Genomic DNA, 8,558 nt, shown 5'->3' on the forward strand with positions numbered 1-8,558 from the left:
TACCGCCCGCCGGGGCTCGGAGGAAATCCTCCGTGCCCCCGGCGGGTCCCTCCATTCCGGGGCACATGCCCCGAAACCTACGTTCGAGGTATGGACAACAGCCCGCACCTCACCACCCCTGGGAGGGACTGAGATGACGCTCGTTCTCACCTCACCGGCGCCGGCCGAGCGCTCGGTCCCGGCCCGCATCGGCAAGCCGGCGATCGGTGCGCTGGGCGCCCTCGCCCTGGCCCTCGGCACCCTGCAGACCGTGGTGGACCCAGCCCGTCCGCTGCTGGAGCGCGAGCTGGGTGTCGACTCGGCCGCGGCGGCCCTGATCGCCAGCACGCTGCTCATCACCGGTGCGATCGTCGCGCCCATCGCCGGCAAGCTCGGCGACCGGTACGGCGGCAAGCGGGTGCTGCTCGCGCTGATGGCGCTGGTCTCCACGGGAGGCCTGCTGTCGAGCCTCGCCCCGAACCTGCCGGTGCTGCTGGTCGGCCAGACGCTGCAGGGTGCCATGGTCGGCGCGCTGCCCCTGTCGTTCATCCTGGTGCGCAAGAACTTCCCCACGGGCCAGACGCAGGTGGCCATCGGCGTGGTGAGCGCGCTGTTCACCGCCGGCGGCATCGTGGGCACCCTGGTCGCCGGGCCGCTCGCGGAGGGCCTGTCCTGGCACTGGATCTTCGCGGCGCCGACCATCGTGATCATCGCGGCGACGGCGGTCGTGCTCCGGCTGATGCCGAACGACCCGCCGAGCGAGCAGCACACCAGGCTCGACTGGCCGGGCGTGGCCCTGCTCAGCGCCACGCTCGTCGCGCTCATGCTGGGACTCCTCGTGGTGACCGGTGGCGGCGTCCCGCCGCTGGCGGTCGGCGGCATCGTGCTGGTCGTCGCCACGCTCGGCGCGGCGTGGGTGGCCGTCGAGCGACGCGCGGTCGCGCCGATGGTCGAGCTGCGCATGCTGGCAGCACCCGCCATGTGGAGCGCCGCCGTGCTCACGGTCGCCGTCGCGGCCATCTCCGCGATGCTGCAGACGTTCGTCCCCAAGCTGTTCCAGGTGTCGGGCGAGGGCTACGGCATGGGGCTCGGCACCACCGACATCGGGCTGTTCATGATGCCCGCCTCGATCGCCGGCGTGCTGGCAGGCTCGGTCGGCGGCCTCGCGGTCCAGCGCTACGGCGCACGCACCGTCGCCACCTCCGGCGCCGTCGCCACGGCGGGCATCCTCGTCGCCGTCGCCGCGCTGCACGACACGGTGTGGCAGCTCGTCGTCGCCCGGGCGCTCGCCGCCTTCGTCGGTGGCCTCATCACCACGGCGCTGCTCGCCAGCACCGCCACCGCCGTCGCCGCCAAGGACACCGGCATCGCGACCAGCCTGCTCGTGGTGATCCGCCTGATCGGCGCCGTCGCGGGTGGCCAGGTGGCCGGCTCGATCCTCGACGCGGGCAACGACCCCGCCTCCGGTGTGCCCGCCGAGTCCGCCTTCGTCACCGGCTTCGTGGCGGCGGCCGTCCTGGCCGTGCTCTCCCTGTTCGTCGTCCGTCACCTGAAGAAGGAAGTCCAGTCATGATCTCGCAGACCCCCACCACCGGACGCACGGTCCTCGTCGCCGGCGCCAGCCTTGCCGGCCCCACGCTGGCCTACTGGTTGCACCGGTACGGGTTCGACGTCACGGTCGTCGAGAAGGCGCACGCGCCGCGCGGCGGCGGCTACCCGATCGACGTCCGCGGCACGGCGGTCGACGTGGTCCGACGCATGGGGATCCTGCCCCGGCTGCGCACGGCGCACATCGACACCGGCCGGTTCACCTTTCTCGACGCCGACGGCGCCGAGGTGGCCGCCCTGCACCCGTACGCCGTCGCCGGGAGCACCGAGGGGCAGGACCTCGAGGTGGCGCGCGGCGACCTGACCGCCGCCCTGTACACGACCGTCCGGGACGACGTCGAGTTCCTGTTCGACGACTCCGTCGCCGTCCTCGACCAGCACGAGCACGGTGTGGACGTCACGTTCCGGAGTGGGCGGCAGCGCACCTTCGACGTCGTGGTCGGCGCCGACGGCATGCACTCGGGCACCCGGAAGGCGCTCTTCGGACCCGAGGAGCAGTTCCACAGGTACCTCGGCTACGGCTTCGCGGTGTTCACCATGCCCAACATCTTCGGGCTGACGCGCGAGCTGCTGATGTGGAACACCCCGGGCAGGGCCGCCGCGCTCTACGCCACCGGGGACGCCGACGACGACCTGCACGCCTTCCTCAACTTCTCCCAGCCGGAACAGCCGGTCCACGTGCTGCGGGACCCGGACGCCCAGCGGGACCTGGTCGCCAGGACCTACGCCGACGCGGGTTGGGAGGTCGGGAGCATCGTCAAGGCCATGCACCAGGCCGACGACCTGTTCTTCGACACCGCGGGGCAGATCCGTATGCCCCGCTGGTCGAGCGGCCGGGTGGCGCTGGTCGGTGACGCCGCCTACGCGCCGTCGTTCCTGACCGGGCAGGGCTCCAGCCTGGCGCTCGTCGGCAGCTACATGCTCGCCAGGTCCCTGGCCACGCACCGCGACCACGCCGAGGCCTTCGCCGCGTACGAGCGCGACACCCGCGACTTCGTCACGAGGAACCAGGCGCTGGTCGACACGGGCGGCGCCCGGCTCTTCCCCACCACCGCCGAGGCGCTGGAGCGGCGCAACACCATGCTCCGCGACCTCGTCGCCCTGCCCGCGACGACGCCGCAGCCCGCGCACTCCGCGCTGGTGCTGCCCGAGCCGGCGCCGGCGTGGCGGTGACGCGGGAGCCTGAGAGGATGAAAGCCATGACCTTCGACGCGCGATCGCGGCGACCCGGGCGGGGCCCCGCGTGGACGCAGGTGCTCCGCACGCCGCTGTCGTACGACACCTGGCGCGCGTACGGCTACCTGTGGTTCGTGCTGCTCCTGGGACCCTTCGCGCTCGCGTACGTGCTGTTCACCGTCGTGTTCACGGGTGTCGCCGCGGTGACGGTGGTGGGCCTGTTCATCGCCGGCGGGCTCGTGGCGGGCGGGCGGTGGTGGGGCGCCACCTACCGCCGCCTGGGCGAGGACCTGCTCGACACCCAGGTCGCGGCGCCGCCGCCCCGCCCGCGACGCAGCGGCTTCTGGCCGCGGCTCGGCGCCGCCCTCGGCGACATGGCGGGCTGGCGAGCGCTGCTCTTCATGCTCGCGGTCCTGCCGGTGTCCCTCGTCGGGTTCGTGCTGAGCACGGGGTGCCTCGTGCTCGGGGCGGGCGCCGTGACCTACTGGGCCTGGTTCTGGTCGCTGCCCCCCGACCTGGCCATGGACAGCTCGTGGCACAACCCGGCCGGCCTGGCCCTCGTGGCCGTGTGCGGCCTGGCGCTGCTGGTGCTCTGGCCGGTGATCCAGTCGGCCCCGGTCGCCGTGCTGAGGCTGCTGACGAGTGCGCTGCTCGGCCCCACGGCCGCCAGCCTGCGCGTCGCCGAGCTGGAACGCTCCCGCGCGGGCACGGTGGAGGACGCCGACGCCCGCCTGCGCCGCATCGAACGGGACCTGCACGACGGGACGCAGGCGCGCCTGGTCGCGGTCGGGATGCAGCTCGGCGAGGCGCGCGAGCAGCTGGCCTCGGGGGCGACCGACGCGGTGGGCGAGCTGCTCGAGGTGGCGCACGCGTCGACCAAGGACGCCCTGGCCGAGCTCCGGGAGCTGGCCCGCGGCATCCACCCACCGGCGTTGGACAGCGGCCTCGCGGTCGCCCTCGAGACGCTCGCCGCCCGGGCGCCGCTCCCGGTCACGGCGGACGTCGCCCCCGACGTCGAGGCGCGCGGCCGGCTGGCCCCCGCCGTCGAGTCCATCGTCTACTTCTCGATCGCCGAGCTGGTCACCAACGCGGCCAAGCACGCGCGCGCCGAGAGCGTGCACGTGCGCGTCGCCACAGTCACCGACAGTGGCGGCGACACCCTGCACATCTCGGTGCGCGACGACGGCGCCGGTGGCGCGACCGTGGTGCCGCCCGACGGGTCCGGGCTGCGGTCGGGCCTGCGCGGGCTCGCCGACCGGGTCGGCTCGGTCGACGGCACGTTCGAGCTGTCGAGCCCGCTCGGCGGACCCACCGTCGTGACCATGACACTTCCCGCGGTGCGCGCCGCCGCAGGATCTCGCCCACGAACAGGAGAACGCGCATGACCGTTCCGGACACGACACCGTCGGAGGGCATGCGGGTGGTGCTCGCGGAAGACTCCGGCATCCTGCGGGACGGACTGGTGGCCCTGCTGGCCCGGCGGGGCTACCACGTGACGGCGGTGCCGGACGGCGACCAGCTGGAGGCCGAGGTGGTGCGGCTCGCGAACGAGTCGGCGCTGCCCGACGTCGTGGTCTCGGACATCCGCATGCCACCCACCTTCACCGACGAGGGCCTGCGCATCGTGGTCGCGCTGCGCGAGCGGTTCCCCGGGCTCCCCGTGCTCCTCTTCTCGCAGTACGTGGAGACCCGGTACGCCGGTGTGCTGCTCCAGGGGGACGCGCGCGGGGTGGGCTACCTCCTCAAGGACCGCGTCGTCGACGTGGGGGAGTTCACCCAGGCGCTCGCACGGGTGGCCCGGGGCGAGACCGTGCTCGACCCCGAAGTGGTCTCGCAGCTCATGGGCGCCTCCGACCGGGACGCCGGGCGCTCGCGGCTGACCGCCCGGGAGCGGGAGGTGCTCGACCTCATCGCGCAGGGCCGGTCGAACGGCGGTATCGCGGAGAAGCTGTTCCTCTCCCAGGGCGCCGTGGAGAAGAACGTCGCGTCGATCTTCCAGAAGCTGGACCTGCCGCACGACGCGGCGGACAACCGCCGGGTGCTCGCGGTGCTGCGTTACCTGGGGGCCTGAGGGCTCACGCGTCCATCGACGGCGCACCCGTCACGGGCGGCTCGGCGGACCACGGGAACGTGATCCGAGCGCGGCTTCGTGAAGAGCACGGCCGAACGCGCTTCGGCGCCCTGCTTCGCCAGGAGATCCATGACCAGGGCGAGGGTGCGGCCGGAGTCGGCGACGTCGTCGACCACGAGCACGCGGGCGCCGGGTAGCTCGGAGGTGTCCATGAGCGGGGGCAGCACGCGCGGGTCGTCGAGGGTCTGGCCCACGTCCGTGGAGAACTCGATGTTCAGCGGGCGACGACCTCCTCGTCGAGCTCGACCCGGAGCGGCCCGTCACCTTCCTCGCCCGCGTCCGGGCCTTCGGGTCGTCGGGTGACGGTGGCGGCAGCTGACGCCGTTCGCCGGGGCCAGGGTGTGGTGAGCGACGCTCACCGAGCCGTCGCGTGCGCCGCGACGAGCGCGGCCTCGACCCGGTTCCGTGCGCCCGTGGAGCGCAGGATCGAGGAGACGTGCACCTTGACCGTGCCCTCGGCCAGATGAAGGCGACCGGCGATCTCGGCGTTCGACAGCCCTTCGCCGATCAGGACAAGCACCTCCCGCTCGCGCGGCGTCAGGCGCTCGAAACGGCGGCGGGCGTCCTGCTCCGCCACGAACCGGGTGCCGAGCCCGGCCTGCAGCAGACGCCTCGAGACCGACGGTGAGAAGTAGGCGCCGCCCGCCGCCACGGCGTGAACCGCGAGCAGCAGCTCCCGCGGGTCGCCCGACTTGAGCACGAAGCCGTCCGCGCCCAGACGGATGGCCTCGGCGACATACTCGTCCTCGCCGAACGTGGTGACCATGAGGCAGGCCGGCTCACCACCGTCGCGCCGAACCGCAGCCAGGGCTTCCAGCCCCGACACGGGCTCCATCCGGACGTCGAGCAGCACGACGTCCGGCCGGTGTGCCCGCACGGCGGCCATAGCCTCCTCGCCCGACGACACCTGAGCGACGACCCGCACGGACGGATCGGTCTCCAGGATCCCCGCCAGACCGGCGCGGACCAGCGGCTCGTCGTCCGCGAGCAGGACTCGCAACGGCGCGCCGGGTGGCCCGTCGTCCACGGCGGCGCCGCTCACCGGGCCGCTCCCACCACGAGGTCGGTCGAGGCGACCCGGTCACCCGCCCAGCAGATCCGGTAGGCGTCGCCCGACGCGTCCGCGAGGGGGTCGGCCGTCACGGCGTAGTAGTCGCACGCGGGGTCGGCGCCGGGTGGTGCGTCGAGCGTCGTGGCAGGCAGGAGCGGCTCGACCTCGGACCGCGGGTCGCCGGGACCGATACGGGTGAACGCCGCCGGGCCGAGCAGCGCCCGCCGGGCGTCGAAGGTGTCCGCGACCTGGATCGCGACCGCCACGGCGGCCAGGGCCGCGGTGGGGACCAGCACGGCGGCGAGCAGGAGCACTCCGCCGCGTCGCCGGGCCAGGGCCAGCCCGTGCGTGACCGAGCGGGCGTCCCGGAGCGCACCAGCGTCGGGGACCGGGTCCGCGGGTGGCGCCACCTCGTCCACCTGCCCTGCCCGCAGCTCGACCCGGAGCACGTAGTCGTCACCGTCGGGCCCGGCCGTGACGGTTCCGCCCGCTGTGCGCACGTGCTCCGTCAGGGACCGGAGGCCGGTGCCGCCGGTCGTCGGTGCTCCCGCCGAGGTGAGGCGCCCACCGGACCCGGTCGGCACCGTCGGGGCGGTCGACGGCCCGGCGCCGTCGGCCGGGGCCCCCGAGGCCGGCAGGGCAGGGGTCGTCGGCAACGGGTTCCGGATGGACACGACCAGCCGGTCCTGGCCCGTCGCGACGAGCTCGACCCGGACCGGCGCGCCGGGGGCGTGCCGGAGCGCGTTGGTCAGCCCTTCCTGGACCACCCGCACGACCGCGGGACCGAACGGTTCCAGAGCCGCCGCGCCGGGTGACCCGGTCAGCACGACGTCGGCTCCGGAGCGCCGTGCCTCCAGGACCAGCGCGTCGACACCGGTCGGACCGTCCTCGTGCCGCAGGTTCGCGCCGCGCCCCGCGCGCAGGGCCTGAACGGAGGCGCCGAGCCGGGCGACCGCGTCGGAGACCTGCCGACGAGCCAGCGCCACCGACTCGAGCACGCGGCCGTCGCGACCTGCCGCGACCTCGCCACCACGTTCCAGCTCGAGCTCCAACCGCCCCAGGTTGACGGCGACGAGGCTCAGCGCGTGCCCCAGGTCGTCGTGCAAGGTCTCGGCGAGGTGCAGCCGCTGCCGGGCGAGCCCGGTCTCGGCTCGCAGCCGCTCGGCGTCCTGCTCGCGGACGAGGGCGAGCGCCGCCTCTGCCTCGGCGGTGCGTCGCGCCCGCCAGGCGACGGCCACCGCCCAGGGCAGCGCGCCCGTCAGCACACCACGGGCGGTGCCGACCAGCACGTCCCGCAGGTCGGCCCACCCAGCCAGCACCGCGACGGCTCCCGCCGCCACGGCGACGGCCATCGCCACGACACCGAGCCGTCCGCCGCCCGGCGTGAACCCGAGGGGCGCCGCGACGGCCGCGAGCGGCACCATCCACCAGGCCTCCGTGCCCGCGAGCACGAGCAGCACCGAGAACGCCGCCGCGGCGAGCAGGCGCAGCACCGGCACACGGGTGGCGGCCGGGAAGGCCTCGGTCGTTCGCGTCACCGGACCATCGTCGCCGACAACCCGCGCCGTGCGCTTCCCTCGGAGGTCTGATCGTGCGAGCACGCGACTAGGACCCTGGTCATAGACAGGTCCTGACCCACGACAGATCCGTGCCGCCGAGGCCGGTGCCTACCGTTCTCGGCATGTCCACCACACGTCATGCACAGGCACCTCGGCACACCTCGGAGTCCCGCCACACCGGGCTCGTGCCGCGCGCTCTGCCTCGCGCCGTCCTCCCTGCCGCGTCCGGTGCCTTCCTCGTCCTCGCGACCGTCGGGCTCCTGGCCTGGCCGGCCCGGCAAGGGCTCTTCGCGGCCGCGGCGGGAGGTACCGCGGGCTCCGCCCTCGCCGGCTTCGCCGGGCTGGTCGCCGACCGGGGGCTGCTGGTCCTGCTCGGCGTCACGGCAGGCCTCGCCCTGTACACCTGGCGCCGCGACCGCCCCGGCTTCCGGCTGCTCGTCGCGGCCGGAGCCGGCACGGTCGTTGCCTACGCGACCAGCGAGCTCGTCAAGGCGATCGTGACCGAGGAACGGCCGTGCCGGGTGGTCGACGTGGCCGCCGTGCTGCCGTGCCCCGCGGCCGGCGACTGGTCCTGGCCGAGCAACCACTCGACGGTCGCGGGGGCGCTGGCGGTGGCGTGCGTGCTGGTCGCGCCGCGGCTGTGGCCAGTGGCGGTGCCCCTGGCGCTCGCGGTGGCGGGAGCGCGCGTCGCCGCGGGAGTGCACTACGTGCACGACGTGGCGTCGGGCCTCGCGCTGGCAGTGCTGGTCACGTGCTCGGTCACCGCCGTCGTCGTCCGCCTCGCGACGCACCTCGGCGCCGCGCCGGCAGCCCGCGCCGAACCCCTCAGGCCTCGATCGACCGGGCGCCGGTCACGGGCGGCTCGGCGGACCACGGGAACGTGATCCACAGGTCCGTGTCCTTCCACGAGTAGTCCGGTCGGATGATCGAGCGCGGCTTCGTGAAGAGCACGGCCGAACGCGCTTCGGCGCCCTGCTTCGCCAGGAGATCCATGACCAGGGCGAGGGTGCGGCCGGAGTCGGCGACGTCGTCGACCACGAGCACGCGGGCGCCG

General features: G+C 74.3%; 8 protein-coding genes and 1 pseudogene. 5 read left to right on the forward strand and 4 right to left on the reverse strand.

Annotated features, from left to right (window positions below; translation table 11 throughout):
* Positions 1-133 precede the first annotated feature (133 nt).
* From HLB15_RS02600 to HLB15_RS02615, 4 genes are read left to right on the forward strand one after another with little or no spacing between them, the layout of a single operon-like run.
* Positions 134-1,552: an MFS transporter gene (locus tag HLB15_RS02600; protein ID WP_171103392.1), complete on the forward strand. Its 1,419-nt coding sequence runs from the start codon at positions 134-136 to the stop codon at positions 1,550-1,552.
* Positions 1,549-2,760, forward strand: a complete 1,212-nt coding sequence (locus HLB15_RS02605; RefSeq protein WP_171103395.1) for an FAD-dependent monooxygenase — start codon at positions 1,549-1,551, stop codon at positions 2,758-2,760. The genes HLB15_RS02600 and HLB15_RS02605 overlap by 4 nt, the downstream gene beginning before the upstream one ends.
* Positions 2,761-2,786: 26 nt before the next feature.
* Positions 2,787-4,148, forward strand: coding sequence for a sensor histidine kinase (locus HLB15_RS02610; protein ID WP_229785397.1), 1,362 nt, complete (start codon positions 2,787-2,789; stop codon positions 4,146-4,148).
* Positions 4,145-4,834, forward strand: a complete 690-nt coding sequence (locus tag HLB15_RS02615; protein WP_229785395.1) for a LuxR C-terminal-related transcriptional regulator — start codon at positions 4,145-4,147, stop codon at positions 4,832-4,834. Before HLB15_RS02610 ends, HLB15_RS02615 begins: the two co-directional genes overlap by 4 nt.
* Positions 4,835-4,838: 4 nt before the next feature.
* Here the strand turns inward: HLB15_RS02615 and HLB15_RS02620 are convergent.
* The 3 genes and pseudogenes from HLB15_RS02620 to HLB15_RS02630 form a co-directional block, all read right to left on the reverse strand.
* Positions 4,839-5,112 (reverse strand): annotated as a pseudogene (locus HLB15_RS02620) (phosphoribosyltransferase); the annotation flags it as partial.
* Positions 5,113-5,249: 137 nt separating this feature from the next.
* Complete coding sequence (locus HLB15_RS02625; protein WP_229785393.1) at positions 5,250-5,936, reverse strand: response regulator; 687 nt, start codon at positions 5,934-5,936, stop codon at positions 5,250-5,252.
* Entirely contained in the window at positions 5,933-7,483 is a 1,551-nt protein-coding gene (locus HLB15_RS02630; RefSeq protein WP_171103400.1) for a sensor histidine kinase, read from the reverse strand. The genes HLB15_RS02625 and HLB15_RS02630 overlap by 4 nt, the downstream gene beginning before the upstream one ends.
* A 143-nt stretch (positions 7,484-7,626) precedes the next feature.
* Here HLB15_RS02630 and HLB15_RS02635 point away from each other — a divergent pair, with 143 nt between their 5' ends.
* Positions 7,627-8,388, forward strand: a complete 762-nt coding sequence (locus HLB15_RS02635; RefSeq protein WP_171103402.1) for a phosphatase PAP2 family protein — start codon at positions 7,627-7,629, stop codon at positions 8,386-8,388.
* Here the strand turns inward: HLB15_RS02635 and HLB15_RS02640 are convergent.
* Positions 8,330-8,558 (reverse strand): phosphoribosyltransferase (locus HLB15_RS02640; RefSeq protein ID WP_249359852.1); only part of this gene is annotated, 229 nt, incomplete at its 5' end. The genes HLB15_RS02635 and HLB15_RS02640 overlap by 59 nt on opposite strands.

It is taken from the genome of Promicromonospora citrea (assembly GCF_013004695.1).
Classification (GTDB): domain Bacteria; phylum Actinomycetota; class Actinomycetes; order Actinomycetales; family Cellulomonadaceae; genus Promicromonospora; species Promicromonospora citrea.

What these genes read in the sequence shown, in the direction of transcription:
- HLB15_RS02600 (WP_171103392.1), top strand. Translation starts at nt 134, where the DNA reads ATGACGCTCGTTCTCACCTCACCGGCGCCGGCCGAGCGCTCGGTCCCG.
- HLB15_RS02605 (WP_171103395.1), top strand. Translation starts at nt 1,549, where the DNA reads ATGATCTCGCAGACCCCCACCACCGGACGCACGGTCCTCGTCGCCGGC.
- HLB15_RS02610 (WP_229785397.1), top strand. Translation starts at nt 2,787, where the DNA reads ATGACCTTCGACGCGCGATCGCGGCGACCCGGGCGGGGCCCCGCGTGG.
- HLB15_RS02615 (WP_229785395.1), top strand. Translation starts at nt 4,145, where the DNA reads ATGACCGTTCCGGACACGACACCGTCGGAGGGCATGCGGGTGGTGCTC.
- HLB15_RS02635 (WP_171103402.1), top strand. Translation starts at nt 7,627, where the DNA reads ATGTCCACCACACGTCATGCACAGGCACCTCGGCACACCTCGGAGTCC.